Genomic DNA, 25,009 nt, shown 5'->3' with positions numbered 1-25,009 from the left:
TTTGGCGAACCCCGCACACGTAAAAAATGACCTGCTTCGCTGGCTCCTTGTCGGTATCGGCTGGGTTGCCATCGTGGCGGGGGTGATCGGACTGTTCCTGCCACTGGTGCCAACGGTCCCGCTGCTGCTCCTGGCGGCAGCCTGCTTCGCCCGGAGTTCGGAGCGTTTCCACTCCTGGCTCGTCGAACACGATCACCTGGGGCCGCTGGTGCGGGATTATCTGAGCGGCAAGGGTATCCCCCAGAAGGCGAAGTGGATGGCTGTCGGGATGGTGTGGGTGACGGTGCCGACCTCCGCGTTTCTCTTCGTTCCGGTTTTCTGGGTTAAGCTACTGCTTTTGGCCATAGCCGCGGGGGTCACCATGTATCTGTTCCGCCTGCCGACCTCCCCACCGGGAAACGGCCCCAAGGGGGGGAGTGACAATCCTTCGTAAGGGCCGCCCCTTGCCATTGCCGACGTGGCTGCATGGGGAGCGGGTCCGTGAGGGCCGATGAACGAACGGTTGACTTGCCGGGCGAACCGGTTTTTAATGGCACTCCCATGACCGATACCAGCCAAACGGCAGTTTCCTCTTCCAGAGTTACCTTCATGCTCGTCTTCACCACCCTCCTTTGGGGGGGGAGCTTCGTCTTCAACAAGCTCGGTTTCCGGGATATTCCCCCCGTTACCTTCATGTTCCTCCGTTTCGCCCTGGCGACCCTCATCATGACGGTTGTCTGTCTCCCCCGCCTCCGTCGTCTCGATTGGCGCATAACCTGGAAGGGGACGGTCGTCGGACTGGCTCTGGCAGCGACCAATCTCTCCTTCGTGCTTGGCTTGAGCGGCACGACCGCCTCCCGGGCCGGCTTTCTCAACAACCTGTTCGTTCTTTTCATTCCGCTCCTCTGCTACCTGGTCTGGAGGGAACGGGTCGACCGCTGGAGCTTTCTCGGCATCGTCCTGGCGCTCGTCGGCCTGTGGCAGCTGGCCCGGGGGGGTGTGGAGGGGTTCAGTTACGGCGATTTCCTCTCCACCGTCTGTGCCCTGTTCATCGCCATTCACATTATCACCGTCTCCAAGGTGCTGCGGGACGAGGACGTCTACCTGATATCCTTCGTCCAGTTCGCCGTCGTGGCTCTCGCCGGCGGGGCGATCTGTCTGTTCATGCCGTCTCAGCCGCTCCGCGTCGGGCCGCTTTCTGCCGCCTCCCTCATCTACTGCGCAATCTTTCCGACGGTCATCTGTTTCACCCTGCAGAACAGGTATCAGCGCTACACCACCCCCACCAAGGCAGGACTGATCTATACCCTCGATCCTGTCTGGAGCATGCTGGGGGGGATGGCGGTGCTGGGTGAGCGGTTGAGCGGCAAGGAATGGGTGGGGTGCGGCTTTATCTTCGGGGCCGTTGCCCTGCCGATGCTCATCCGGCGTTACCGGGAGTGGCGCATCGGGATCGATTACCGTCGGGCTTAAGATTGGACCTCACATCCGGGGGTTGACTCGGATGCTAAAAGCGATGGCTGAGTCCCAGGTGAAGGGCCACATCGGGGGCGGTGGAGACGGCAAGGTCCTCCGAAACCCCGATGTCGAGGGCGGTATCGGGTGAGAACGCGAGGGTGCCGCCGACGGTTAACAGGAACGAGGGGTTATCCAGTTCCGGCAGGTCGCTGTCCCGGTAGAAAGGGGTGTTGCCTGATATCTGGGTTTTCAGCGCAATCCACTCCGCCGGTGACCAGCCGACGCCGAGACTGCCGAAGCCGGCAAGATTGCGCTGCTGATCCCTCAGTATGTCACCGCCGGTCATGACCATGCCCCCGGCGGAGCCGAACAGGGCCAGGTGTCCCCAAGGGCCCGGCAGCGTATAATCGTCGCTGGCGGTGAGCCAGAGCGCGACATCGGTGCTGCCACTGCCGTGGAGCCTGGAGCTGCTCCCCGTGGGGAGCTTGATGCTGGTGCGCAGTGCGACGGCGCGGGGGTTGGGTCGGCGGTCGTGATAGAGTTGCAGTCCGCCGGTGAGCCGGATGTCTCCCATCCCGAAGGTGGAGTCGTCCCGTCTCAACCGTTCCTGGCCGTACCGGTCGTAGGCGTAGAGGAGGCGGTTGCGTGGCGCCTCCTTCCGCCCTCCTTGGGGGAGGCCGAAGAAGTCGTGCCACCCCTCGATGAAGCTGTCGAAAACCCCCGCCCCATGCCCGACCCACGGAATATCGATTCCCGCCTCCAACTTCTCCGTAATGCCGTGACGAAGTGCCAGGGTGAGCCGGTAGCTCTCTCCATCGATAAGGATTTCATCCCGCGGCGTCGTGTCCCGGGCGAAGCTGTTGGCTATGTCCAGCGCCAGAAGGCTCCGGCTTCGTCCGGCAGGCTGCAATGCTGCCGGTTCCGCCGCCGGCAGGCCGAATATCTGCACCAGCGGGCTCTGGTTGAAGGTGTGGAACGGGGTGATGTCTGCGCATCTCGCGATGCCGGGAACCAGAATCCCGCAGAAAAGGCAGCACACGACGGCCAGGGGAAGGAATAGTGCCGATGGACCGCTTCTGAACGGCAGAAGGGCAGGCAGGGTCGCTATACGGGTTTTCCGGGCCATGCGCCCTCCCGTGCAGAATAATTGATACCGGTGATAGCCATCGGGGCAATCATTCCCAAGGATAACGGAAAACGGGGGGATTGCCAGCACCAAACGTTCGCATGCCGTTGCCGTGACTCCCCTGTCCGGGAGGGAATGGCGGTTGATTAGTGCTTGAATTCGCCGGTCAATCTGCGATAATGAACCGCCCTTTTTCGGCACCATTCTTGTCATCACAGAGGAGCTTACCTCTATGCAGCTTTACCAGGGACAACAGCAGATCAAACGGCGCCTGCCACGCAAACCCGGCAAAGGGCTGGGGAAAAAACTCCTGCTTGCCGCCGTCGGCGCGGGTGGTGTCGCCCTGCTCGCGTTGTGCGGCTATTTTCTCTTTCTCATGGCCACCTTGCCGAAAGTGGACCGGCTGGCCGATTACCGGCCTCCCATCGTTTCCCAGGTGTTCGGGGCGGACGGCAATCTGGTCGGTGAATTTTATCTGGAACGGCGGACGGTGGTTCCGGTGGAAAAGATTCCCAAGAAGCTGATCCAGGCGTTCGTTGCGGCGGAAGACGCCAATTTCTACAAGCACAAGGGGATCGATTACCTGGGGATCGTCCGGGCCGCCGTCAAGAACCTCATATCTCTGCGGAAGAAGGAGGGGGCGTCCACCATAACCCAGCAGGTGGCCAAATCCATGCTCCTTACGCCGGAGAAGAAATACTCCCGCAAGCTCAAGGAGGCGATCCTTGCAACGCGCATGGAAAAGATGCTCTCCAAGGACGAAATCCTCTATATCTACCTGAACCAGATCTACATGGGGGCGGGCTCCTATGGTGTGCAACTGGCGGCGGAAACCTATTTCGGCAAGGATGTGGAGCAGCTCAACCTCGCGGAAATGGCGATGCTGGCGGGCCTTCCCAAGGCACCCAATACCTATTCCCCCATCAAACACCTGGACAGGGCGCGGGAGCGCCAGAAATACGTACTGGACCGGATGGTGAAGGAGGGGTTCATCGCCGAGGCCGAGGCTGTCCATGCCCGCAACACTCCGATCGTCATCCGTTCGCGGAAGAAGGTCAACAGCGACCAGTCTGCCTATTTCCTGGAGCAGGTGCGCATCCAGCTGGAGGAAAAATATGGCGAGGACCGGCTCTACAAGGAGGGGCTGAAGGTCTATACCACCATGAATGCCGAAATGCAGAAATCGGCCTATGACGCGGTGGTGAACGGTCTCAAGGCGGTGGACAAGCGCCAGGGATTCCGGGGGGCTCTCAAATACCTGAGCGAAGCCGAGCTGGACGATTTCTGCAAGAAGGTCGAGGAAGGCATCGACTCTGCCTCCCTCAAGCAGGGAGCGACCTACCAGGGTGTCGTAACGGCGGTGAATCCCGCCAATGGTGATGTGACGGTGCGCGTCGGCGACCGGACCGGACTTCTCCCCCGCAAAAACATGGCGTGGGCTGGCAAGGTGGTGCTGGTCAACAGTTATGGCAAGCCGGCGGAGGTCAAGGGGAAAGCCCTCCCCCTCGGCGCGGTTGTCGAGGTGTCGGTGCTGACCCCTGACGTGAACAAGGGGGGTGCGGTCTTCTCCCTCGACCAGGAACCGGAAGCCCAGGCGGCGCTGATTGCCATCGATCCGCGCACCGGCGGAGTACGTGCCATGGTGGGAGGCTACGACTTCAAAAAGAGCCAGTTCAATCGTGCCATGCAGGCCAAGCGCAACCCCGGCTCCGCATTCAAGCCGATAATCTACGGTGCTGCCATCGACAGCAGAAGGATGACGGCGGCCACCATTATCGACGATTCGCCGGTTGAGTACGACAGTGGCAGGGACAAGGCCTGGAAGCCGAAAAATTACGACAATATCTATCGGGGGCCGGTCGCCATGCGGGAGGCGCTCACCAATTCCATCAATGTGGTGAGCGTGAAAATCCTCGAAACCATCGGGGTGACCGCCGCCATCGAATTCGCGAAGAAGCTGGGCATTGCCTCGACCCTGGAAAACAATCTCACCCTGGCTCTCGGCTCTTCCAGCGTGACTCCCCTGGAGCTGACCAGCGCCTATGCGGTGTTCGCCTCCGGCGGCTACCGGACGACCCCCTATTTCGTCACCAAGGTAACGGACCGTGACGGAAAAGTGCTGGAAGAGATTACGCCACCGGCGCTGCCGGTCTTCGGGGCCGCGACGTCCGCACAAACGCTGACCCTGGATGGTGCCGCCGCCCCTGCTTCTCCCTCCCCGACAACTCAACTGACGGCGGTTCCAGTCATTCCGCCGGAAACTGCCTATATCATGACGAACCTTATGGAGAGCGTAGTAGCGAGCGGCACCGGCCAGAGAGCCCGGGCTCTCGGCCGACCCGTGGCGGGTAAGACGGGAACCACCAATGACATGAAGGATGCCTGGTTTGTCGGGTATGTTCCCCAACTGGTTGCCGGTGTCTGGGTCGGTTACGACCAGGAGAAATCACTCGGTGCGGGAGGGTCGGGTGGCCAGGCCGCCGCTCCGATCTGGACTGAGTTCATGCAGCGCGGATTGGCCGGCATTCCGGCCCAGAGGTTCTCCCCTCCCGATAATGTTGTCTTTGCCCTCATCAATCCCCGCACTGGACTGCTTGCCAGGCAGGGGAGCGAGGGGAGCGTCTCGGAATGTTTCATAACGGGTACTGAGCCGACCAGTTACGATGGAGAGGATAATTAGAAGGAGTCCGCCTCTACGCAGGGCGTTAATGTCTTTCCCGGCAAGCTTTTAACCAGTTGTTTTGACTTATGTTTGCCTCCCGAGAGGGGTTACGTATCAGTGTCACCCCAAACCTTCTACTGGTCACGGCATACGGGAGACGGAGTGGGCGAACCCCTGCCAACCGTAAAAAAAAACAAATTTTTTTAAATAAACCCTTGCAAAGGGCAAATTTATGAATATAGTATTCGTGAAACACCATAAAAAGGAGGGTTTACTATGACCAAAGCAGAACTCGTCGAAGCGGTAGCGAAGTCTGCCAGTCTGACCAAGGCGGCAGCGGAGAAAGCAGTAGGTGCGTTCATCTCTACGGTTAGCGGCGCCCTGAAGAAGGGTGACCGGGTAACCCTGGTCGGCTTCGGCAGCTTCGAAGTTGCCAGCCGCAAGGCCCGCACCGGCAGAAATCCCCAGACCGGCAAGGAAATCAAGATTGCCGCCGCCAAGGTGCCCAAGTTCCGTCCTGGCAAGGCTCTCAAGGATGCCGTTGCCAAGAAGAAGTAATTCCTGCCGGTTGACTGCGTATCCCGTTGCACCGCTGTTCGGCATTACGGGATGAAGCGACTCGTATGTATTCATGAAAAACCCCGCCTAAGCGGGGTTTTTTTTGTCCTGTGTCATGACCACAGGTGAGCAGCGGTTAAAAGGTTACTGCAACCGAACAAACCACAAGCAACGAATAATTGATTGGAACAGGGTCCTCCGTTGGTGATATACTGTCAGCAATGCGTGATTGAGGTTATGGCCGCCTGTCGTTGCCGGCACGGGGAGACGTCACGCCCGCATAACATGCGCCACGAAAGGTCACGGCGGGGATGAAACTGCGTATTTATTATGAGGACACGGACGCTGGCGGGGTTGTCTATCATGCCAGGTACCTCCATTATTTCGAGCGGGCCCGTACAGAATTTCTGAGAGAGCAGGGATTGTCAGTGCGCGCGTTGCACGACATGGGAAGCATATTCCCGGTGGTACGCCTGGAGACTGACTTCCGCGCTCCGGCAGTCCTCGATGACCTGGTCCGGGTGGAGACTGAGGTCCTTGAAGTGGGGAAAACCTCTTTTACCCTGGGCCAGCGGGTCATAAGGGATATGGATGACAAACTCCTTGTCGAGGGGCGGGTGACGCTGGTTTGCGTCGGGCCGGGAATGAAGGCGAAGCGACTGCCGTCTGACCTGGTGCGGGTGCTCCAAAAGGCCTGATCTAAAGGGGCAAGGGAGGCTGGGTGTTGACCGTAGCGGCATATGCGGTTGTTATGCCGGTATCATTCCTTCTGGGGTGTGTGGCCGGGTTCATCATGCATCGTGCCGGATTTTGCATGGCGGGGGCGTTCCGTGACCTCTTTCTCTTCCGTCAGGCATTCATGCTGCGCCAATTGCTGCTCCTTGTCGCCGTTTCCATGATTCTCTTCGAAGCAGCCCGAGTGATGGGGCTTTTGCCTCTCTATCCCTTTCCGTCGCTGGGGCCTCCGACTCTCGCCAGCCTGGTTGGCGGAACTCTCTTCGGCATCGGAATGGTTCTGGCGGGGGGATGTGTCGTCGGGACTCTCTATAAGCTCGGCGCGGGGAATGTTCTCAGCGGGGTTGCTTTCGTCGGGCTCATTGCCGGCAGCGCGTTGTATGGGGAGATTCATCCCTGGTGGGGAGCCTTCGTGCGGTCGACAGTGATGGGCAACGGGAGTGTGACACTGCCGGAAGCTTTCGGGCTCTCCCCCCTGTTCCCCGTCATGCTGTCAGTTGGTGTCGCAGGGGCTTTCTTGTATCGCTGGCAGCGCCATGGTAAACTGCAACGACATTTTCGGGTGCAAGGCCATGTGCAGCCGTGGCTGGGCGCCCTGCTTCTTTCCCTGACAGGGCTCTGCTCCTATCTGCTGGTGGGGATGCCCCTCGGCATAACGACATCCTACGCCAAACTGGGTGCGTCACTAGAACGGCTCATCGCACCCCGCCATTTTGCCGAAGTGGCTTTTTTCAAGGGATTGCCCCTCGATTACCGTCACCCATTGACGCAGGAGCGCCTTGTCGGCGGACCGGGGCCTGCGTTTGATGCCGTGGCAGCCGTGCAGTATCCCCTTCTGGTGGGGCTTGTGCTGGGTGGACTGATGTCGGCCGTGCTGGTACGGGAATTTCACATCTATTATCGAGTGCCGGTACGACAGTATGGTTCCGCTTTTGCCGGCGGGGTGATAATGGGGCTCGCATCACGCATGGCTCCGGGGTGTAATATCTGGCATATCTTCGGGGGGCTCCCCATACTGGCGGGCCAGAGTCTCCTGTTCGTTCTTGGACTGTTTCCGGGAGCCTGGTTGGGGGGGAAACTCCTGACCCGCCTGGTCATAAGAGATTGAGGCACGGGGTCTGCGTCGGGACATCAACCGGTTTCTAGTGAGGATACCATGGACAGGGAACAGAAAGCACCCCAGGTTATCGAGTTTGACATCAGAGGCCAGCTCTGCCCGGCAACTCTGCTCATAGCTCTCAAAGAACTGAATCGCTGCAAGGAGCAGTTGCACAACGGAAAAGTCCAGCTCGCCTTCAAGACCGACAACCGGGATGCCACCATAACCATTCCCGAAGCGGCCGGAAATATGGGGTACGGCGTAGAGGTGCGGCATGTCGATGACGGGTATCTCGTGGTGATCGAGCGGGGCCACTAGCGACGGAGGGTATGATCAGCCATGAAGTTAGGTGAAAAATTGCGGGACGTTGTCGAGAACCTGTCCGGAGCCAACGAGAGCCGGCGTCTGGTCGCGGAAAACGAACTCCTGCGGGAACGGGAACGCCAGGCCCATACCTACGTGCGGAGCAAGGTAAACCAGCTATTGCGGGTAATGGGAACGTTGCCGCTTCGTGCCGAGGAGTTGGACGACAAGACCCTGCTGGACCTTGATCCGATCGGAATAATTGCCGATGCCTTCGACCAGGTGCTCGAACACCTCAATGACACCAACGACAAACTCAAGCTTGCCAATGACGAAATACAGGCCATTCTGACCGCTGCAAACGTGGGAATACTGGTGGTGGATGCCGAGATGAAGGTCCAGGCCTTCAATCCCAAGTTGCGGGAGATGTTTCTCCCTGCGGGGATGGATGTCCTCGGTTCCACCTGCAGCAAGGTGCTTTGCGGGCAGGAAATCCCTCCCCCTGATTGCACGTTTGCCAAGATCATGGCGTGCAAGATCGGATTGCAACGCCAGGAGTGGGCGTTAAAAGGGCGCAACTACGATGTGGCCGCCGCACCCATCAAGAACAAGTTCGGTGAAATTACCCATGTGGTGCTGGTTTACAACGAGGTAACCGATCGGAAGCGGATGATGGAGAGCCTCCAGGAGAGTGAGGAGATGTTTCGCACCCTGCTGGATAACTCCCGGGACATGGTGCAGGGGGTTACCCCCGACGGCATGTTCCTCTACGTCAACCGTGCCTGGCGACAAGCCCTCGGTTACGGTGAGGACGAGATCGACCGGCTTTCCATCCACGATATCATCCACCCCGACTGTCGCGAGCATTGCCTGGGGTTTTTCAATACCCTCATGGCTACCGGCAGGGGTGGGGAGATCGATGCCGTCTTTGTTGCCCGTGACGGCACCCGCCTCCCCGTCAGGGGAAAAATCAGCTGCAGTCTCAAGGATGGCAAGCCGCTGGTGACCTGCGGCATCTTCCACCCCGCCGGCGAGACCGGCAAATGCATGGAATGACGGCAGACCGGTGAGCGTCCCCCCCCTCTCCATTCTGCTTCCTGTCCGCAACGAAGCGGAATATCTCCCCCAAGCCCTTGCGTCCATTGAGCGACAGACTTTTCATGACTGGGAACTTGTGGCCGTGGATGACGGTTCGACCGATGCGACTCCCCGCCAGCTTGCTGCTGCTGCCCGGCGTGACCGGCGCATTCGCATCGTCGATCCCCCCGAACGGGGACTGGTCCAGGCCCTCAACGCCGGTCTTTCCGCCTGCCGTGCGCCGTTGGTTGCCCGTATGGATGGGGACGACATCTCCCATCCCCGGCGTCTGGAGTTCCAGCTGGCATGTTTGCGAGCCCATCCGGAGATTGGCCTTGTCGCCTCTGCCTTTCGTCATTTCCCCCGCACCGGCCTCAAGGTCGGCATGCGTGCCTACGAAGTGTGGCAGAACTCCCTCACCACCCACGAAGCAGTTATGTGCGACCTGTTCGTGGAATCCCCCTTCGTTCATCCAAGTGTCATGTTTCGCAAGGATTTGGTAACCGCCGTCGGCGGATATCGTGAGATGGGGTGGGCGGAGGATTATGACCTCTGGCTTCGCCTTGCTGCAGCGGGAGTCCGTTTCGCGCGGCTTCCCCAGCCACTTTTCTTCTGGAGGGAACGGCCGGAAAGGGCTACCCGCACCATGGTCGAATATACGGCGGGGGCCTTCCGCGCATGCAAGGTCCACCATTTGCGGCGCGGGTTTCTGGACGGCACACGCGAGGTCATGCTGGCGGGCGCGGGTAAAGAGGGGCGGGCATGGCGGCTTGCCCTTGAAGGAGAAGGGATAGGGGTAAGCCGTTGGGTGGATGTGGACCCCCGCAAAGTCGGCCGGCAGTTGCATGGAGCGCCAGTCATCCCTGCTGACGGGGTTTCGCCGGCAATGGGGAAGCTTCTCGTCACTGTCGGGACCCGCGGGGCTCGGGAAGAGCTGCGGCGCTGGGCGATGGCCCGTGGTTTTCGGGAGGGGGAAGATTTTATCTGCGTGACGTAGGAGGCAGACATGGGCATCATGCTGAAACCGTCCGATCTCTATTATAAATATCCGAAGGACACGGCACATCGCAATCTGCCCAAGTTCAAGGGAAAACCCGATCCTGAGCCGTTCAACCGCGACGACCTCTACGAGGTGTTGCCGATGCTGGCTGCGGTTATGGACGAGCTGGGGAGCAACGACGGGCGTGTCCTGAACATGCTGGAGGACATTCTCAACCAGGAACTGCCACGGTTCATCGTCACCCGCGAGCAGGTTTTCGACTGCCTGGTTGAGACGGCACGGGAGCGGTTGGGCTAGGAGAGTGATCCGGGTGTGGGAGACAGGACGAGAGCTCCGGCATGTTCATCTGCCGGGGCTCTCTCCGTTTCAGGGGTGGTCGTTGATATACTCGAGGGCATAGCGGACGTAGTTCTGGGGGGATTTGCGGAGCCAGGCGATTTCATCGGGGGTAAGGTCGCGCTTGTATTTGGCCGGTGCACCGACCCAGAGGGTGTGAGGGGGGATGACCGTCCCTTCGGTTACCAGGGCGCGGGCTCCGACCAGAGCCCCCTCACCGACAACCGCCTTGTCCATGACCATCGCCTGCATGCCGATGAAGGCACCGTTTTCGACGGTGCAACCGTGGAGGGTGACGCTGTGGCCGACGGTGACATCATCGCCGATGACCAGAGGTGCCCCCGGGTCGTCGGCATGTTTCCGATGGGTGACGTGGAGCATGGTCAGATCCTGGATGTTGGTCCGGTCGCCGATCCGGATGAAATTCACGTCGCCGCGAGCCACCACGTTGTACCAGATGCTGCTCTGCTCCCCGATCTGCACGTCGCCGATGACAACTGCCGTCTCGGCGATGAAGGCGGAAGATGCAATCTGGGGGTGCATCCCCTGGAACGAATGGATCATTGACATAGTCCTCGATAGATTGGATTCTTTCCGGTCCCCGGTCCCCGGTCCCCGGTCCCCGGTCCCCGGTCCCCGGTCCCCGGTCCCCGGTCCCCGGTCCCCGGGGTTAGTCCCGTGGGATTGCCAGCATCCGGTCCAGCGCCCTCTTCGCCGGCACCCGGATCTCTTCCGGCACCTTAACTACGGGGGCCATGGTTTCCAGGGCCGCCTTGATATCCTCAAGAGAGGTGAGTTTCATGTTGGGGCAGATGAGGGCGGGGGAGGCGAGGATGAACTCCTTGTCCGGGTTCTCCTGCCGCAGGCGGTAGAGGATGCCTGCTTCAGTGCCGATGATGAAGCGTCGAACCGTGCTTTTGTGGCAGTAATCGTACATGCCGCTCGTGGAGCAGACGTGGTCCGCAAGCTCTAGGACGGCGGGGTTGCATTCGGGATGGCAGATGAAAAGGGCGTCGGGATGTTCTCCTTTGAGCCGTCGGACCGTGTCGACCGTGAGCCGCTCGTGGGTCGGGCAGTATCCCTCCCAGAAGTGAAAGGTCTTGGGGGAGAACCTGGCCACGTAGCGCCCCAGGTTACGGTCGGGAACGAAGATGATCTCGGGTTCGGGAAGGGAGTTCACCACTTTCTGGGCATTGGCCGAGGTGCAGCAGATGTCGCTTTCCGCCTTGACGGCGGCGGAGGAATTGACGTAAGTGACCACCGGCACCCCGGGATGCTGCGCTTTCAGTTCCCGCAATCCTTCTACCGTTACCATGTCCGCCATGGGGCAGCCGGCATCCAGACGGGGCAGCAGAACCGTCTTGGCCGGTGCGAGGATGGAGGCCGATTCGGCCATGAAGTGGACGCCGCAGAAGACGATGACGTCGGCCGTCGCCCGGGCCGCTTCAATGGAGAGGGCGAGTGAGTCACCGGTGATGTCGGCGATCTCCTGTACCTCGTCGCGCATGTAGTTATGGGCCAGGAGGATGGCGTTGCGCTCCTTGAGCAGGCTCCTGATCTCCTGTTTGACAGTTTCTGCACTCATGTCGGCAGGTCCTCGTGGTTCGTGGCATGCTTCCCGGGTCGGGGAGTGGTGGAAATAGTAGACAATATCTGCAGCCATGTCAAACCCTTTGCCACCGACAACCGTTCTTGACATGATTCGGCAAAACTTCTATTATTCTAGCAATCAACGCGCGTCCGGCCTGCATTGGCCGGCTAAAGAGAGGTTTACCATGTTTGGGATAGGGATGCCCGAGTTGATCGTTATTCTGGTCATTGCGCTGATCGTCATCGGGCCGCAGAAGCTTCCTGACCTGGCCCGTTCACTTGGCAAAGGGTTGGCGGAGTTCAAGCGGGCAACCGATGATTTCAAGCAGAGCGTGGAGGACGAGGTGCAGGCCCAGGATGAGAAGGAGAGGATAGCCCGGGAAGTTGCCGCCAAGGAGGCCGCAACGACAACTCAAGGGGAGGAAAAGAAAGAGCCGACCAAGGTGTGAGGCCGGCAGTTTGCACCAATAAAAAAGGCGGGGATTTCCCGCCTTTTCTTATTTCAACTCCTTGAGTCTTTCCTTGGCCTGTTTCGCTTCATCCGCCAGGGGAAAATCGTCGACCAGTTTCTTGAACACATAACGGGCACTCTTGACGTCCCCCAGTTCCTTGAAGGCCATGGCCTGCTTCAGCATGGCCGCCGGGACCTTCTCCTTTCCCGGAAAGTTCTTGATGACCTCCTGGAACTCAAGAATGGCCTGGTCGTAGTTCTTTTCGCTGTAATAGGTCTCTCCCAGCCAGTAGTGGACGTTGGACGCCAGGTCGTGCCGGGGGAATTTCTGGAGAAACTGGCCGAACAATTCCCGGGCCTTTTGCGGTTCGCCATTTTTGAAGGTAGTGAGCCCCTTCTGGTAGAGGGATTCCGGGGTCGCTTCCTCCCGTGCGATGGAGTCTGACAGCCCCTTTTCCAGTTTTGCCAGGCGCTCGTCGATTGCTGCGAAGCGGCGTTCCATGTCCTCTCTCACAAGGGCAAGGTCGTCGGCCGGTTTCTTCGCCAGGAGGGCTGCGTCATCGACCTTGCCGGTCAGAACCTGCATGTCGACCCGGGCGCTGTCCAGAGTCGCCTGGAGATCGGCTGCGCCCTTCCGCAGGGCTTCCATGTCCTTCTGGTAGCCCTGGGCCTTTTCCACTATGTCCCGCGCTTCATTCCGCGTCGCTCCCAGGTCCTTGTCCAGCTGCAGTACACGGGTCTTCAGTTCGTCCGTATCACGCTGCAGGTTTTCCATCTCTCCCCTGCTGGCGCAGCCCGCGACCGCGAGCAGCATGACCAGGGAGAGTCCCACGTTATTCAACCGCATAGCCAGGCATCCTCCTTGTTCCCCGTTGAAAAAAGAGGGGCGTAGTTTTTACGCCCCTCGTGATCGTCACGGGAAAGAACCTTATTTTACGATGACGAACTCTCCCCGGCGGTTCTTGGCCCAGGCTGCCTCGTCGTGCCCCGGTTCAGCCGGTTTTTCCTTGCCGTAGCTGATGACGGAAAGCCGTTCCGCCGGAACGCCAAGAGTAACCAGGTAGTTCATGGCCGATTTGGCCCGTTTTTCACCCAGGGCGAGGTTGTATTCGTCAGAGCCCCGCTCGTCGCAATGCCCTTCGATCTGGATTTTGCCCGACAGCTTCTTCAGCAGAATTTCGGCATTTTTCGCCAATGTGTCGCGTGATGCCTGGCTGAGGGTGAACGAGTCGAAGTCGAAGTAAATTTTCTCCAGGGCGGATATCGGTGCCGTTGCCGGGGCTATCTCTTCCGTCGTGGAAATGGATGCTTCCTTCACCGTCTGGGGGGCTATAACCTCTTCCCGGGGCGCTGTCGGTTGAGCCGGTTTGGGGGTCGGTGCGGGCGCAACCGGCGCCGCTACCGGTTCATCTTTTTTCACAAGCTCGTCCTTGGCGCAACCGCTGGCAAAAATCACCCCACAACACAATACCATCACACATCCCAACATACCCTTGCGCATTTTCCTCTCCTTTTACCGTTAATAATTTCCCTCCGGGAAAATCCGGATGGGAAACTGCCTGTTTCCGAAAGAGCAATTCCTTCTGGAAACATGAATAAGGCCAGGGGCACGGAATATTGCTGCCACGAGGTCTGAACGTACCTAATTATACATATCCGGACGCTGTTTTCAATGCGTTTGATGTCATGGGGGAAAACTCTTCGGATTACCAGCGGGGCGACCAGGTGGGATGGCTGTCCGATCCCTTCCCCCGTGAAACCATGACCTGTCCGGTTCCGTCGGCACGCATGATGTAAATGGCTTCCCGCCCGCCGCGCTGTGAACTGAAGGTGATGTAGCGGCCGTCGGGAGACCAGCGCGGATGCTCGTTGCTCCCCTCGCTGGTCAGCTGGGTATCGCCGCTGCCGTCCGGGTTGATGGCAAAGATCTGGAAACCTCCCTGCTGACGGCAGTAGACAATCCGGTCCCCCTTGGGGGACCAGCGGGGGCTCACGTTGTAGGCGCCGCTGGTGGTGAGGCGGCGAACTCCGCTCCCGTCCGCATTCATGACAAAGACCTGCGGCTTCCCGAGCCGGTCCGAGACAAAGGCGATCTGCCGACCGTCGGGTGACCAGGCTGGCGAGACGTCGATGGCGTTATTATTGGTCAGCCGGGCCAGCTGTTTGCCGTCCTTGCCGATGATGTAAATCTCGGAATTGCCGTCCTTGCTCATGGCCAGGGCGATCCGGCTGCCGTCCGGACCGTAGGCGGCGGTCACGTTGATTCCGGGGTTTGCGGCGATCCGTGCTTCGCTGCCGCTGAAAATATCGCGGCGGTAAAGATCGGGATTCCTCTTTTTGTAGGAAGTATAGATGATTTCCTTGCCAGAGGGGGAAAAGTCCGGGTTGAGATTGATGGAGCCGTTGCGGGAGAGGCGCTGGACGTTGTACCCGTCGTAATCCATCAGGTAAAGTTCCTTGTTGCCGGTCTGTTTGGAGACGAAGGCGATCTTGCCGGTGAAGGGGCCCCGTTCACCGGTTACCACCTGCAGGATCTCGTCGGAAAAGCTGTGGGCCATGCGGCGCAGATCGGTGACACTGCCGCTGTAGCGCTTGGCTGCCAGTTCCTGTCCTCGGGTGACGTCGTACAGCCTGCATTCCAGGGTAAGGGAGGTTCCGGAGATGGTGTATCCCGATTTGATGAGTATATCGGCTCCCGCTGCCTTCCAGGAGTCGAAACTGAAATCGCCCGGCCGGATGCCGCTCTTCGGGTCAGTCGGGGTAGTGGCCATGACGGTGAACGGTCCGGCGAGGGTCATGTCGAACCGGAACAACTCCGCGATATCCCGGGCAATACCGCTATTTACCCCGCCGGAGAGGGGAACAGGGGTGGCTACTGCCAGCTGCAGCTGCCGATTGCCGGGTGCGGTGACTTCGAGGTAACTCTCCCCGGCGGGAATGGCGGCGGGGAGGATTGTCAACACGGCGATTATGGCGATGGAAATGATCGTTTTCACTGTTTACCGATCCCCTGGGGCCTGAACAGAAAGCCCTGTTCGAATTCTGTGCCGTTCGGTGGTGGAGGGAAGGTCTTTTCCGCCTTGGTGATGGTGTCGACAACGGATGCTTCGAAAATCCTGTCGCCGGAACTCCGCTCGATCCGGTAGCGGAGCAACCGGCCGTTACGGGCGATGGTGAGTCGTACGACCACCGACGGATTTTTGCTCTGGTAGGCGATGGTGGTGCGAAACACATCCTGGAGCCGGGAGTGGATGTAACTGGCGTAGTCGCTTCCCGCTTCCTTTCCCGTCCCCGTCGGCATCCCGGCTGCTCCCCTGCCGGTGCCGGCCGCCCTGTTTTTCAACGCCTCCAGGGCCGCTGCCTGATGCCGCGCCTCAGCATTCTTCTCCAGTTGCCGGAGCCGTTCCTCGAATTCCCGGCTCGTCTCTTCCGTGGCTCCTTTTGGGGGTTTGGTCGCCGGTGCTCCCGCAGCGGCTTTGGGTGGCGTTTTTACCGGCAGCTGCATGGCCTGGGGAGGAGCTGGGGGTTGGGGGACCGCCCCCGTCTGGCTGCCGGCCACGGCCGGGCTTCCCATGCGGGGGTGGGCCACCGGCAGGTTCACCACATCCACGTAGTAGACCGGAGCTTCCTGCAGGCGGGGTGCCAGCAGGAGCCCCGAATAGGTGACGATAAAAAAAAGGGCCAGATGCATGACGAACGAGAACGTCAGCGATGCACCGAACCCTCGTGATGTTGTCTGCAGGCGGTGGCTCATCTCCCCCCGGCCGGCTCCGTTACCATTCCGAGCCGTTCGATGCCGGCTCCCTTGATCTCGGCCATGGTCCTGACCACATCCCCGTAGGGAACGTCCCGATCGGCCTTGAGGAACACCTCCTTCTTCGTCCGGTTGGCAAACATGGAGGTCAGACGGCTGCGGAGGTCGGATTCGGCGATCGGCTCCTTGTTGATGAACAGGCGGTTCCCCTTGTCGATGGAGACGATGACGGTCTCCTCCTGGGCCGGCAGGGCCTTGGTGTCCGCCTTCGGCAGGTTGACCTGGACCCCCTGCTGCATCATGGGGGCGGTGACCATGAAGATGACGAGAAGGACGAGCATGACGTCCACCAGGGGGGTGACGTTGATCTGGGACATGGTCCCCCGGTCGCTGTTGTTATGGCTTCCCATTCCCATGCTTCCCCCCTATTTCTTGGCGAAGCTGCGCTGCACGATGTTGAGGAACTCGGTGGAGAAGCTGTCCATTTCTCCGATGAGCACCCTGATCTTGTGCTGGAAGTGGTTGTACCCCATGACCGCCGGGATGGCGGCCACCAGGCCGATGGCCGTGGCGATAAGGGCCTCGGCGATGCCCGGGGCGACGACCGCCAGGGAGGCGGAACCGGTCTCGCCGATCCCCTTGAAGGCGGTCATGATACCCCAGACCGTTCCGAACAGGCCGATGAACGGGGCGGTGGAACCGGTGGTGGCGAGGAAGGTGGTGTACTTCTCCAGGCGGGTGATCTCCGAGGTGGTGGCGCGGCGCAGGGCGCGGGATATGTTGTCGATCCCCCCCAGTTCGGTGCTGATCACGTCCGGCTCTTCCTTCTGCTCCCCCTTGTCCATGAGTTTTTTCAACTCTCCGTATCCTTCGCTGAAAAGGACCGTGAGGGGAGAGTTGGTGAACCGGTCAACCTGGGCGTTGATGGCGTCAAACCGCTTGGTTTTCCAGAAGAACTCCAGAAACCGCTCCGACTCGCTGTTGGCACGATGGACCTGGAGCAGTTTGTAGAAGATGATGGCCCAGGAGACGACGGAAAAATAGAGCAGAATCAGCAGCACCAGTTTTACGACCAGGCCGGTCCCGGCAAAGAATGTCACGGCATGTACCTCCGCTGTTTGGTAGGAGTAAACTCCCCGAAAATATTACGTACCCCCGGGGAAGTCAATACGATTTTTGCTGTTGCGGGACAGGTCCCCGTGCCGGCCCCTGATGGTGGGGTGCTAGCGTGCCCGCCCCCGGGGAAAGCCCGTCAGTAGCATTCCGGCTTCCGGTCCTGGAAGCAGGGTATCTGCTGGCGCCAGTTCTCCATGATGCTGAGGTCGAGAGAGGCAGTCAGTTCGCAGTTTTCGTACCCGCCTTCCGCCAGGACCTCTCCCTTCGGGCCGATAATCAGGCTCATGCCGAAGAAATCCAGCTTGCCGACCACCCCGCAGCAATTGGCGGCAACGACGAACAGCTGGTTTTCGATGGCCCGGGCACGGAGCAGCGTCCGCCAGTGCTCTTCCCGCGGCTTGGGCCACTCACCGGGAACGACGAGGATTTCCGCCCCCTCCAGGGCGAGGCGGCGGGCAAGCTCGGGGAAGCGCAGATCGTAGCAGATGAACACCCCGATCCTGCCGATGCTGGTATCCGCTACGAACCAGGAATCACCGCCGGTGAAGGAGCGGTCTTCATTCATCAGGGAGAAGAGGTGTATCTTGCGGTATTTCCCCGCCAGCCTGCCGCGGTCAAACAGGTAGGCGGTATTGCAGACCTTGTCGCCGTCCGGCTCCGGCAGGCTCCCCGCCAGCACCATGCCGTATTCGGCAGAAAGCCGCCCCATCTCTTCCACCAGTTCCGGTGTGCGGGCGGCAAGGGCGTTGAGTTCGCGATAGGCAAAGCCGCAGCTCCACATCTCCGGCAGCACCGCCAGCTGGCATCCCTCCCCGGCCAGACGGGAAAGTGCGCACCGCACATGCTCCACGTTGGCGTCGATATCCCCCAGCTGTATGGTGAACTGCACCGCGGCTGCCTTGACCTCACGGGACATGGCGGACCTCCTTCCGGATTAATCGCAAGAGTGTCGCAAGTTTACCGGCAAGTGACCTGCATTTCAACAAGATATTTGGACATGGAGGTAGGGATGTACTAGTATCGTGAGCATGGAGTGTGCCCTCTACATCCATTTCCCATTCTGTGTCCGGAAATGCCTCTACTGCGATTTCAACTCCCTGGCCGGCTCTCCCGTCTCTCCCGAGGGGTACGTCGCCGCGCTGGTGCGGGAGCTGGAGTTGCATGCGGAAACCCTGGAGGCGGTAACGGCTCCCACTCTCTACTTCGGAGGGGGTACCCCTTCGCTCATGGCTCCGGCGTCCGTGCAGCTGGTAATCGACGGGGCGGGGAGATGGTACGGGCTTTTGCCGGAGGCAGAGGTAACCCTGGAGGCAAATCCCGGCACCGTTGACCGGGAAAAGCTCGCCGGTTACCGTGCGGCCGGGGTGAACCGTCTGTCGCTGGGGGTGCAGTCCTTCGACGATGCCATGCTGGTTCGTCTCGGTCGTCTCCATACGGCGCGGCAGGCGGCTGATGCGGTCACCATGGCCCGGCAGGCGGGATTCGCCAACCTCGGCATCGATCTTATCCATGGGCTCCCCGGCCAGACGGCCACCATGTGGCGGGACGACCTGGCACGGGCCGTCGATCTTGCCCCCGAGCATATTTCCGCCTACGGCCTGACCGTGGAGGAGGGGACTCCGTTCTTCAGCCTGGCCAGCAGTGGAAACCTCGATCTACCGGTCGAGGAAGCCGCGCTGGAGATGCTGGAGATGACGGCGGACGTTCTTCGGGATGCCGGTTACGAACAGTACGAGATATCCAACTTCGCCCGGACCGGGCGGCGCTCCCGCCACAACCAGGTCTACTGGCACCGGGGGAACTACCTGGGGTTCGGGGCGGGAGCCCATTCCTTCCTGAGGGATGGGGGGTGGGGGACGCGCTGGCACAATCCGAGCGACCCGGTTGCCTATATGCACTCCATGGCCGACGGGCTGCCACCGGCGGAGGAGCCGGCCATTCTCGACCGGCGCGATGCCATGGCGGAATTCATGTTTCTCGGCCTGCGCCTCCTGGAGGGGATCGAGCCGGCCCGGTTCCAGAAGGAGTTCGGGGTTACGGTGAACGATGCCTACGGGGAGGAAGTGGCTCGCCTGACGGCGACCGGTCTGCTGGAAGTTGCCGGCGGCCGGCTCCGACTGACCCGAGCCGGGCTCCCCCTGGCCAATCAGGTATTTCAGTCATTCCTTTAGCGGGTAAATCCCCTTGACAAAACGGGCGTTAGTCATTAGATTGGGACGGTATTAGCACTCGGAAATGGTGAGTGCTAATATTTTTTTGAGGGTGATCCATGCGCGACAACCTGACCGAACGGAGCAAGCAGATCCTCGAGGCGATCATCGAGGACTACATAGTTACGGCCGAACCGGTGGGGAGCCGGACCGTTTCCCGCCAGCACGGCCTCAACCTGTCGCCGGCCACGGTGCGCAATGTCATGGCCGACTTGGAGGAGATGGGGTTTCTCGCCTCCCCCCACACCTCGGCAGGCAGGGTGCCGACCGACAAGGCTTACCGCCTCTATGTCGACTCCCTTCTCGGTGTCCGCAAGGTGGCGCGGGAGGAGCGGGAGGAGATCCGGAAGCACTGCAGCCTCACGGGAAAGGACATCGGCGAGGTTCTTCACGAGACGAGCCGGATGCTCTCCTCCGTTTCGCACTACATGGGGATCGTGGTCGCCCCCCGCTTCGCCGCCGATGTGCTCCGGCATCTTGAATTCGTCAAGCTGGGGGGGCGGCGGATCCTGGTCATCCTGGTTTCCCAGAGCGGCGCCGTGCAGAACAAGATCGTCGAAACGACCGACGATTTCTCCAGCGAAGAGCTGGTGCGGATGTCCAACTACCTCAACGAGCTCGTCGCCGGCCTGACCATTGCCCAGGTGCGCAGCCGCCTCCTGGAGGAGCTGGAGAACGCCAAGACGAGGTACGATGCCCTCCTGTCCAAGGCCCTTCGGCTTTCCCAGCAGAGCCTGCCGGACAAGGATTCGGAAGTTTTCCTCGAGGGGCAGTCCAATATCCTGGAACTTCCGGAATTTGCCGACGTCGGCAGGATGAAGGAGATATTCCGGGCATTCGAGGAAAAGGGGCAGCTGGTCAGCCTCCTCGACCAGTGTCTCGGGGCGCAGGGAATCAATATTTTCATCGGCGCCGAATCCCGCTTGAGCCAGATGGCGGGGCTGAGCGTCATTACTTCGACCTACATGACCGGCCGCAACACCCTCGGGGTGCTTGGCGTTATCGGTCCGACACGCATGGGATACGCCAAGGTGATCCCGATTGTCGACTATACGGCGAAAATGGTCAGCCGGCTCCTGGAGATGGAGTAGCAGGCATGCACGCCGTCGGGCATTGATGCGATTCAAGGGAGATTTGAGAGATGGACAAGAAAAAACATACGGAACAACACCATACTGCACCAGCTGGAGATGTACCGCAGACGGAGTCGGAAGCGGCCGTGCCTCCGGCGGAGGAGACGGCTTCCGCTGGCGACCGGCTTCAGCAGCTGGAAGAGGCCCTGGCGGCAAAGGAAACCGAGGCGGCGGCAAACTGGGACAAGTTCGTCCGGGAGCGGGCCGATCTGGAAAACTACCGGCGGCGGGTCCAGAAGGAAAAGGAAGAGCTGCTCAAGTATGGCAACGAGGCGCTCCTTCTCGAAATCCTGCCGGTCCTCGACAACATGGAGCGGGCACTGGCCCATTCGGGTGAGGAGAGCCAGAACGCGGTGATCGAAGGGGTGCGGATGACCTATGCCATGCTCCTCGGGGCATTGAAGAAATTCGGCGTTTGCCCCATCGAGACCGGCCGGGGGACCGCCTTCGACCCGGCCTTCCACCAGGCCATGTGCCAGGTGGAGTCGGATGACCTTCCCGCCAACACGGTGGTGGAGGAACTCCAGAAGGGATACCTCCTCAACGAGCGGCTGTTGCGGCCGGCCATGGTGTCGGTCACGAAAAGCGCGTGACCGGGAGGTGGGGACGAGAGGCTAGGGGCCCCGGTTTCTGGTCCCCGTTTTCCCCCGTACATTTTTTTGCGTCCCCCCTTGTTTTTTCGGGGGGGGATGCCTAGCTTGATCGTAGATATTTCACAAGGAGGAGCACCTGTATGAGCAAAGTCATCGGAATCGACCTGGGAACCACCAACTCCTGCGTAGCCGTCATGGAGGGGGGGGAACCGGTTGTCATAGCCAACGCGGAGGGGAGCCGCACCACTCCGTCCATGGTCGCCTTCACCGACAGCGGGGAGCGGCCGGTGGGTCAGCAGGCCAAACGCCAGGCGGTCACCAACCCGGAGAACACCCTCTTCGCCATCAAGCGGCTCATAGGCCGCAAATTCGATACGGAGCAGGTGAAAAAGGACATCGCCATCTCTCCCTTCAAGATCGTGAAGGCGGACAACGGCGACGCCTGGGTGGAAGTCCGGGGACAGAAGTATTCCCCCCCCGAGATTTCGGCCATGGTGCTGCAGAAGATGAAGAAGACCGCCGAGGACTACCTGGGTGAGACGGTTACCGATGCGGTCATCACGGTACCCGCCTATTTCGACGATTCCCAGCGCCAGGCGACCAAGGATGCCGGCAAGATCGCCGGCCTCAACGTCCTGCGGATCATCAACGAGCCGACCGCAGCGGCACTCGCCTACGGTCTCGACAAGAAGAAGGACGAGAAGATCGCGGTCTTCGACCTGGGGGGAGGGACCTTCGATATCTCCATCCTGGAACTGGGGGAAGGGGTGTTCGAGGTGAAGTCCACCAACGGCGACACCTTCCTCGGGGGTGAGGACTTCGACCAGAAGGTGATCGACTGGATCGCCGACGAGTTCAAGAAGGACCAGGGGATCGACCTGCGGAGCGACAAGATGGCCCTGCAGCGTCTGAAGGAAGCTGCGGAGAAGGCGAAATGCGAGCTTTCCTCCTCCATGGAGACCGATATCAACCTCCCCTTCATCACCGCCGATGCCACCGGCCCCAAACACCTGACCCTGAAACTCACCCGGGCCAAGCTTGAGGCGCTCTGCGCCGACCTCATCGCCAAGCTGGAAGGGCCGTGCCGGACCGCCCTCAAGGATGCCGGCCTTTCCGCCAGTGATGTGGACGAGGTGATCCTGGTCGGCGGCATGACCCGCATGCCGATCGTGCAGAAGAAGGTGCAGGACATCTTCGGCAAGGTCCCCAGCCGGGGCGTCAACCCGGACGAGGTGGTGGCCATCGGCGCCGCCATCCAGGGGGGTGTCCTCAGGGGAGATGTGAAGGACGTGCTGCTCCTCGACGTCACCCCGCTTTCCCTCGGCATCGAGACCCTGGGAAGCGTCATGACCAAGCTGATCGAGAAGAACACCACCATCCCCTGCCGGAAGTCCCAGGTGTTTTCCACCGCCGCCGACAACCAGCCTGCCGTGACCATCCATGTCCTCCAGGGTGAGCGGGAGATGGCGGGGGATAACAAGACCCTCGGCAACTTCGAGTTGACCGGCATTCCTGCCGCACCCCGTGGCGTTCCCCAGATCGAGGTAACCTTCGACATCGATGCCAACGGCATCGTCCATGTCTCGGCCAAGGACCTGGGGACCGGCAAGGAGCAGTCGATCCGGATCACCGCCTCCTCCGGTCTCTCCAAGGAGGAGATCGACAAGATGGTGAAGGATGCGGAAGCCCATGCCTCCGAGGACAAGAAGAAGCGGGAGCTGATCGAGGCCCGCAACCAGGCGGACAGCCTTGCCTACCAGACCGAGAAGTCCCTCAAGGAGTTCGGGGACAAGATCGATGCAGCCGAGAAGCAGAAGATCGAAGATGCCCTGGCGGCCCTGAAGAAGACCCTGGAGGGGAGCGATACGGATGCCATCAAGAAGGCGAGCGACGACCTGATGCAGGCTTCCCACAAGCTTGCCGAGGCGGTCTACGCCAAGGCCCAGCCCGGTGCCGGCGAGGCGGCGGGAGAGGTTTCAGGCGAGGAGACTTCCAAGGGTGAGAAGGTCGTGGATGCAGACTTCGAGGAAGTGAAGGACGACAAGAAGTAATCTGGCGCGGTTCGCCGGTGTATATCGTAGGGGCGCAGCATGCTGCGCCCCTATACGTATTTAGACAAGGATAAAAGGAACGATATCTTGGCAAATGGCGACAAACGCGATTATTACGAGGTGCTTGGCGTCAACCGCAACGCCTCGGATACGGAAATAAAGAAGGCCTACCGCAGGCTGGCAATCCAGTTTCATCCCGACAAGAACCCGGGGGACAAGGCTGCCGAGGACAAGTTCAAGGAGCTTTCCGAGGCCTACGAGGTCCTTTCCGATCCCCAGAAGCGGGCCCAGTACGACCAGTTCGGTCATGCCGGACTTGGAGCCGGCGGCTTTTCCAGCGGGGGGTTCGGCGGGTCGCCGTTTGGCGATATCTTCGGCGACATCTTCGGCGACATTTTCGGCGGGAGCCGGCAGCGGGGGCGGGGGAAACGGGGCGACGACCTCCAGTACAACCTTGAGATCAGCTTCGAGGAGGCGGCGTTCGGGATGGAGACCACCATCGATGTCCCCTACGCCAAGCGGTGCGACACCTGCGGGGGTAATGGAGCCAAGCCGGGTACCGAACCGAAAACCTGCCCTACCTGTCGCGGTGCCGGCCAGGTCCGCTTTCAGCAGGGCTTTTTCAGCGTCAGCAAGACCTGCAGTCAGTGCCAGGGCGAGGGGCGCGTGGTGGAGCATCCCTGTAGCACCTGCCGCGGTACCGGCAGCGTCAGGGATACCAAGACCCTCTCCGTCAAGGTGCCTCCGGGGGTCGAAACCGGCAACCGCCTGAAACTTACCGGGGAGGGAGGGCAGGGGACCAAGGGAGGGAGCAACGGCGACCTCTATGTGCTGCTCTCGGTACGCGACCATTCCCTCTTCACCCGCGAAGGGAATGACGTCGTGTGCGAGGTCCCCATCAGCTTTGCCCAGGCGGCCCTCGGGTGCGACATCGAGATCCCGACCCTGGAGGGGCCGGTGAAGATGAAGATTCCCGAAGGGACCCAGTCGGGGCGGATTTTCCGCCTGCGGGGGAAAGGAATCCCGGTGCTTCAGGGGTACGGTCGGGGAGACCAGCTGGCCGTCATCCGGGTGGAAACCCCTGTCAACCTGAACAAGCGGCAACGTGAGCTTCTCGACGAGTTTGCCCGGATCAGCGGCGAAGAGGTCCATCCCTTGCGGAAGGGCTTCTTCGACAAGGTCATGGACATCATCAGTTGAACCTCTTTCTCCTTCATCGGTGCCGGGCCGGGCGCTCCGCCCGGCTTGCGGTGATTCCCCTCCTTGCAATCCTTGTCTTTTCTCCGGCGGTACCTGTCGCTGCCGCTCCATCCCCCTCTCCCTCCGTTACCCTGCTCAAGAATGGCGACTACCTGGATGCTCTCGTGCAGGGAATCAGGACGGCGCGCAAAAGCGTCCTCTGTTCCTGCTACCTGTTCAAGACCGGTACGGGCCGCGGGAACCAGCCCCGCCGGATAGCCGACGAACTGATCCGTGCCCGGCAGCGGGGGGTGGCGGTCACGGTGGTCCTCGAAGACGAGGGGCGTCGGCGGGATCCGCTCAACGGGGAAAATCACCTTACGGCCGACCTGCTGCGGCGCGGTGGGGTAACGGTCCGCTTCGACTCCCCCTGGGTGACCTCCCACGCCAAGGTGGTGGTAATCGATAACCGCCATGTCTACCTTGGCAGCCATAATCTTACCCAGAGCGCCCTTACCCGCAACAACGAGCTATCCCTCCATATCGATTCCCCGGCCCTGGCCGCCGAAATCACCGGCTACCTGGGCAGGCTCTGACCT

At 60.6% G+C, this 25,009-nt stretch carries 27 protein-coding genes; 17 read left to right on the top strand and 10 right to left on the bottom strand.

Annotated features, from left to right (window positions below; translation table 11 throughout):
* The first annotated feature begins 1 nt into the window (after position 1).
* Together KI810_RS01600 and KI810_RS01595 are read left to right on the top strand one after the other, a co-directional pair.
* On the top strand, positions 2-433 hold the full coding sequence (locus KI810_RS01600; RefSeq protein WP_246525109.1) for a YbaN family protein: 432 nt from the start codon (positions 2-4) through the stop codon (positions 431-433).
* Between the two features lie 107 nt (positions 434-540).
* Complete coding sequence (locus KI810_RS01595; protein WP_214174684.1) at positions 541-1,452, top strand: DMT family transporter; 912 nt, start codon at positions 541-543, stop codon at positions 1,450-1,452.
* 34 nt (positions 1,453-1,486) lie between these two features.
* On the opposite strand, the gene KI810_RS01590 is transcribed toward KI810_RS01595, so the two are convergent.
* On the bottom strand, positions 1,487-2,563 hold the full coding sequence (locus KI810_RS01590) for a DUF3187 family protein (protein ID WP_214173735.1): 1,077 nt from the start codon (positions 2,561-2,563) through the stop codon (positions 1,487-1,489).
* A gap of 232 nt (positions 2,564-2,795) precedes the next feature.
* Between KI810_RS01590 and KI810_RS01585 the strand changes: the two genes are divergently transcribed.
* From KI810_RS01585 to KI810_RS01550, 8 genes are all read left to right on the top strand, one after another.
* A complete protein-coding gene (locus tag KI810_RS01585; RefSeq protein ID WP_214173734.1) occupies positions 2,796-5,243 on the top strand; it encodes a penicillin-binding protein 1A in 2,448 nt (815 codons plus the stop codon).
* A gap of 258 nt (positions 5,244-5,501) precedes the next feature.
* Entirely contained in the window at positions 5,502-5,783 is a 282-nt protein-coding gene (locus tag KI810_RS01580) for an HU family DNA-binding protein (protein WP_214173733.1), read from the top strand.
* A gap of 311 nt (positions 5,784-6,094) precedes the next feature.
* Positions 6,095-6,481, top strand: a complete 387-nt coding sequence (locus KI810_RS01575) for a YbgC/FadM family acyl-CoA thioesterase (RefSeq protein WP_214173732.1) — start codon at positions 6,095-6,097, stop codon at positions 6,479-6,481.
* Positions 6,482-6,534: 53 nt separating this feature from the next.
* Positions 6,535-7,626 carry a YeeE/YedE family protein gene (locus KI810_RS01570; RefSeq protein WP_214173731.1) on the top strand — a complete coding sequence of 364 codons (1,092 nt, stop codon included), beginning with the start codon at positions 6,535-6,537 and terminating at the stop codon, positions 7,624-7,626.
* 48 nt (positions 7,627-7,674) lie between these two features.
* Positions 7,675-7,935 (top strand): sulfurtransferase TusA family protein, encoded by a 261-nt coding sequence (locus tag KI810_RS01565; RefSeq protein ID WP_214173730.1) that lies wholly within the window; start codon positions 7,675-7,677, stop codon positions 7,933-7,935.
* Between the two features lie 21 nt (positions 7,936-7,956).
* Positions 7,957-8,976: a PAS domain-containing protein gene (locus KI810_RS01560; protein WP_214173729.1), complete on the top strand. Its 1,020-nt coding sequence runs from the start codon at positions 7,957-7,959 to the stop codon at positions 8,974-8,976.
* Between the two features lie 10 nt (positions 8,977-8,986).
* Positions 8,987-9,994 carry a glycosyltransferase gene (locus KI810_RS01555; protein WP_214173728.1) on the top strand — a complete coding sequence of 336 codons (1,008 nt, stop codon included), beginning with the start codon at positions 8,987-8,989 and terminating at the stop codon, positions 9,992-9,994.
* A gap of 9 nt (positions 9,995-10,003) precedes the next feature.
* Entirely contained in the window at positions 10,004-10,294 is a 291-nt protein-coding gene (locus KI810_RS01550; protein WP_214173727.1) for a hypothetical protein, read from the top strand.
* Positions 10,295-10,363: 69 nt separating this feature from the next.
* Here KI810_RS01550 and KI810_RS01545 read toward each other — a convergent pair whose 3' ends face one another.
* Both KI810_RS01545 and nadA read right to left on the bottom strand, forming a co-directional pair.
* The gene (locus tag KI810_RS01545) at positions 10,364-10,897 is read right to left on the bottom strand and encodes a gamma carbonic anhydrase family protein (RefSeq protein WP_214173726.1); all 534 of its coding nucleotides are present in this window, start codon (positions 10,895-10,897) and stop codon (positions 10,364-10,366) included.
* A gap of 106 nt (positions 10,898-11,003) precedes the next feature.
* Positions 11,004-11,918, bottom strand: coding sequence for a quinolinate synthase NadA (gene nadA / locus KI810_RS01540; protein ID WP_214174683.1), 915 nt, complete (start codon positions 11,916-11,918; stop codon positions 11,004-11,006).
* 190 nt (positions 11,919-12,108) lie between these two features.
* On the opposite strand from nadA, the gene KI810_RS01535 reads away from it, so the two are divergent.
* Entirely contained in the window at positions 12,109-12,372 is a 264-nt protein-coding gene (locus tag KI810_RS01535; protein ID WP_214173725.1) for a TatA/E family twin arginine-targeting protein translocase, read from the top strand.
* Between the two features lie 48 nt (positions 12,373-12,420).
* Here the strand turns inward: KI810_RS01535 and ybgF are convergent, their stop codons facing one another.
* The 7 genes from ybgF to KI810_RS01500 all read right to left on the bottom strand — a co-directional run bounded on the left by ybgF (position 12,421) and on the right by KI810_RS01500 (position 18,160).
* Positions 12,421-13,221, bottom strand: a complete 801-nt coding sequence (gene ybgF, locus KI810_RS01530) for a tol-pal system protein YbgF (RefSeq protein WP_214173724.1) — start codon at positions 13,219-13,221, stop codon at positions 12,421-12,423.
* An 81-nt stretch (positions 13,222-13,302) separates the two neighbouring features.
* Entirely contained in the window at positions 13,303-13,875 is a 573-nt protein-coding gene (pal, locus tag KI810_RS01525) for a peptidoglycan-associated lipoprotein Pal (RefSeq protein WP_214173723.1), read from the bottom strand.
* Between the two features lie 205 nt (positions 13,876-14,080).
* Positions 14,081-15,370 carry a Tol-Pal system beta propeller repeat protein TolB gene (tolB, locus tag KI810_RS01520; RefSeq protein WP_425513886.1) on the bottom strand — a complete coding sequence of 430 codons (1,290 nt, stop codon included), beginning with the start codon at positions 15,368-15,370 and terminating at the stop codon, positions 14,081-14,083.
* A complete protein-coding gene (locus tag KI810_RS01515) occupies positions 15,367-16,128 on the bottom strand; it encodes an energy transducer TonB (RefSeq protein ID WP_214173722.1) in 762 nt (253 codons plus the stop codon). The genes tolB and KI810_RS01515 overlap by 4 nt, the downstream gene beginning before the upstream one ends.
* Positions 16,125-16,544, bottom strand: coding sequence for a protein TolR (tolR, locus tag KI810_RS01510; protein WP_214173721.1), 420 nt, complete (start codon positions 16,542-16,544; stop codon positions 16,125-16,127). Before tolR ends, KI810_RS01515 begins: the two co-directional genes overlap by 4 nt.
* Before the next feature lie 9 nt (positions 16,545-16,553).
* Positions 16,554-17,228, bottom strand: a complete 675-nt coding sequence (tolQ, locus tag KI810_RS01505; protein ID WP_214173720.1) for a protein TolQ — start codon at positions 17,226-17,228, stop codon at positions 16,554-16,556.
* A gap of 152 nt (positions 17,229-17,380) precedes the next feature.
* A complete protein-coding gene (locus tag KI810_RS01500) occupies positions 17,381-18,160 on the bottom strand; it encodes a carbon-nitrogen family hydrolase (protein ID WP_214173719.1) in 780 nt (259 codons plus the stop codon).
* 112 nt (positions 18,161-18,272) lie between these two features.
* Here KI810_RS01500 and hemW point away from each other — a divergent pair, with 112 nt between their 5' ends.
* The 6 genes from hemW to KI810_RS01470 all read left to right on the top strand — a co-directional run bounded on the left by hemW (position 18,273) and on the right by KI810_RS01470 (position 25,006).
* Positions 18,273-19,415 (top strand): radical SAM family heme chaperone HemW, encoded by a 1,143-nt coding sequence (gene hemW, locus KI810_RS01495; protein WP_214174681.1) that lies wholly within the window; start codon positions 18,273-18,275, stop codon positions 19,413-19,415.
* Between the two features lie 98 nt (positions 19,416-19,513).
* Positions 19,514-20,545: a heat-inducible transcriptional repressor HrcA gene (gene hrcA / locus KI810_RS01490; protein WP_214173718.1), complete on the top strand. Its 1,032-nt coding sequence runs from the start codon at positions 19,514-19,516 to the stop codon at positions 20,543-20,545.
* Positions 20,546-20,595: 50 nt separating this feature from the next.
* Positions 20,596-21,180 (top strand): nucleotide exchange factor GrpE, encoded by a 585-nt coding sequence (gene grpE, locus KI810_RS01485; protein ID WP_214173717.1) that lies wholly within the window; start codon positions 20,596-20,598, stop codon positions 21,178-21,180.
* Positions 21,181-21,320: 140 nt separating this feature from the next.
* Positions 21,321-23,231, top strand: coding sequence for a molecular chaperone DnaK (gene dnaK, locus KI810_RS01480; protein WP_214173716.1), 1,911 nt, complete (start codon positions 21,321-21,323; stop codon positions 23,229-23,231).
* Between the two features lie 87 nt (positions 23,232-23,318).
* Complete coding sequence (gene dnaJ, locus KI810_RS01475) at positions 23,319-24,431, top strand: molecular chaperone DnaJ (protein WP_281412526.1); 1,113 nt, start codon at positions 23,319-23,321, stop codon at positions 24,429-24,431.
* Positions 24,428-25,006 (top strand): phospholipase D-like domain-containing protein, encoded by a 579-nt coding sequence (locus KI810_RS01470; protein WP_214173714.1) that lies wholly within the window; start codon positions 24,428-24,430, stop codon positions 25,004-25,006. Before dnaJ ends, KI810_RS01470 begins: the two co-directional genes overlap by 4 nt.
* Positions 25,007-25,009: the final 3 nt, after the last annotated feature.

The sequence above is a fragment of the Geomobilimonas luticola genome, assembly GCF_018476905.1.
GTDB classification, from domain to species: Bacteria; Desulfobacterota; Desulfuromonadia; order Geobacterales; family Geobacteraceae; genus Geomobilimonas; species Geomobilimonas luticola.
This window is presented reverse-complemented; position numbering and strand designations above follow the sequence as displayed.

Excerpts from the sequence above, each read along its gene's own strand:
- grpE (WP_214173717.1), top strand. The coding sequence starts at position 20,596 with ATGGACAAGAAAAAACATACGGAACAACACCATACTGCACCAGCTGGA.
- KI810_RS01595 (WP_214174684.1), top strand. The coding sequence starts at position 541 with ATGACCGATACCAGCCAAACGGCAGTTTCCTCTTCCAGAGTTACCTTC.
- KI810_RS01500 (WP_214173719.1), bottom strand. The coding sequence starts at position 18,160 with ATGTCCCGTGAGGTCAAGGCAGCCGCGGTGCAGTTCACCATACAGCTG.
- KI810_RS01535 (WP_214173725.1), top strand. The coding sequence starts at position 12,109 with ATGTTTGGGATAGGGATGCCCGAGTTGATCGTTATTCTGGTCATTGCG.
- dnaK (WP_214173716.1), top strand. The coding sequence starts at position 21,321 with ATGAGCAAAGTCATCGGAATCGACCTGGGAACCACCAACTCCTGCGTA.
- hrcA (WP_214173718.1), top strand. The coding sequence starts at position 19,514 with ATGCGCGACAACCTGACCGAACGGAGCAAGCAGATCCTCGAGGCGATC.
- nadA (WP_214174683.1), bottom strand. The coding sequence starts at position 11,918 with ATGAGTGCAGAAACTGTCAAACAGGAGATCAGGAGCCTGCTCAAGGAG.
- KI810_RS01575 (WP_214173732.1), top strand. The coding sequence starts at position 6,095 with ATGAAACTGCGTATTTATTATGAGGACACGGACGCTGGCGGGGTTGTC.
- KI810_RS01570 (WP_214173731.1), top strand. The coding sequence starts at position 6,535 with ATGCCGGTATCATTCCTTCTGGGGTGTGTGGCCGGGTTCATCATGCAT.
- pal (WP_214173723.1), bottom strand. The coding sequence starts at position 13,875 with ATGCGCAAGGGTATGTTGGGATGTGTGATGGTATTGTGTTGTGGGGTG.
- KI810_RS01580 (WP_214173733.1), top strand. The coding sequence starts at position 5,502 with ATGACCAAAGCAGAACTCGTCGAAGCGGTAGCGAAGTCTGCCAGTCTG.
- hemW (WP_214174681.1), top strand. The coding sequence starts at position 18,273 with ATGGAGTGTGCCCTCTACATCCATTTCCCATTCTGTGTCCGGAAATGC.
- KI810_RS01550 (WP_214173727.1), top strand. The coding sequence starts at position 10,004 with ATGGGCATCATGCTGAAACCGTCCGATCTCTATTATAAATATCCGAAG.
- KI810_RS01515 (WP_214173722.1), bottom strand. The coding sequence starts at position 16,128 with ATGAGCCACCGCCTGCAGACAACATCACGAGGGTTCGGTGCATCGCTG.
- tolR (WP_214173721.1), bottom strand. The coding sequence starts at position 16,544 with ATGGGAATGGGAAGCCATAACAACAGCGACCGGGGGACCATGTCCCAG.
- KI810_RS01545 (WP_214173726.1), bottom strand. The coding sequence starts at position 10,897 with ATGATCCATTCGTTCCAGGGGATGCACCCCCAGATTGCATCTTCCGCC.
- KI810_RS01565 (WP_214173730.1), top strand. The coding sequence starts at position 7,675 with ATGGACAGGGAACAGAAAGCACCCCAGGTTATCGAGTTTGACATCAGA.
- KI810_RS01560 (WP_214173729.1), top strand. The coding sequence starts at position 7,957 with ATGAAGTTAGGTGAAAAATTGCGGGACGTTGTCGAGAACCTGTCCGGA.
- KI810_RS01590 (WP_214173735.1), bottom strand. The coding sequence starts at position 2,563 with ATGGCCCGGAAAACCCGTATAGCGACCCTGCCTGCCCTTCTGCCGTTC.
- ybgF (WP_214173724.1), bottom strand. The coding sequence starts at position 13,221 with ATGCGGTTGAATAACGTGGGACTCTCCCTGGTCATGCTGCTCGCGGTC.
- KI810_RS01585 (WP_214173734.1), top strand. The coding sequence starts at position 2,796 with ATGCAGCTTTACCAGGGACAACAGCAGATCAAACGGCGCCTGCCACGC.